Raw genomic sequence first — 346 nt, 5'->3', positions numbered from 1 at the left:
GCGCCGAGTTCGCGTTCGAGCGCGGGCAGGAGCACGTTCCGGACGCGGACGCGCGCGAAGGCCGGGTCCGCGTTCTGGGGGTCGTCCCACGGGGCGAGTCCGGCGGCGGCGCACGCCTGCCGCGTCGTGTGTCGACGGACGCCGAGGAGCGGCCGCCCGTAGGCCGGCCCCGCCTGGCGCCGCGTCAACGGCGCCATGCCGGACAGCGAGTCCGGCCCGCTCCCGCGGGCGAGCCCGAGCAGCACGGACTCGGCCTGGTCGTCCAGCGTGTGTCCGAACAGCACGAGGGGTGACCCGACGTCGGACGCGACGAGCGCGATCGACGCGTGCCGCGCCTCCCGAGCCG

General features: G+C 77.5%; 1 protein-coding gene. It reads right to left on the bottom strand.

Going from position 1 to position 346, the window contains the following annotated elements:
* The coding region (locus BIV01_RS12665) for a tRNA lysidine(34) synthetase (RefSeq protein ID WP_139199344.1) at positions 1–346 on the bottom strand (346 nt) is incomplete at both ends.

It is taken from the genome of Curtobacterium sp. MCBA15_013 (genome assembly GCF_001865095.1).
Lineage (GTDB): Bacteria > Actinomycetota > Actinomycetes > Actinomycetales > Microbacteriaceae > Curtobacterium.
Note: the sequence above shows the minus strand (reverse complement) of the source record. Positions and strands in the feature narration are given on the sequence as shown.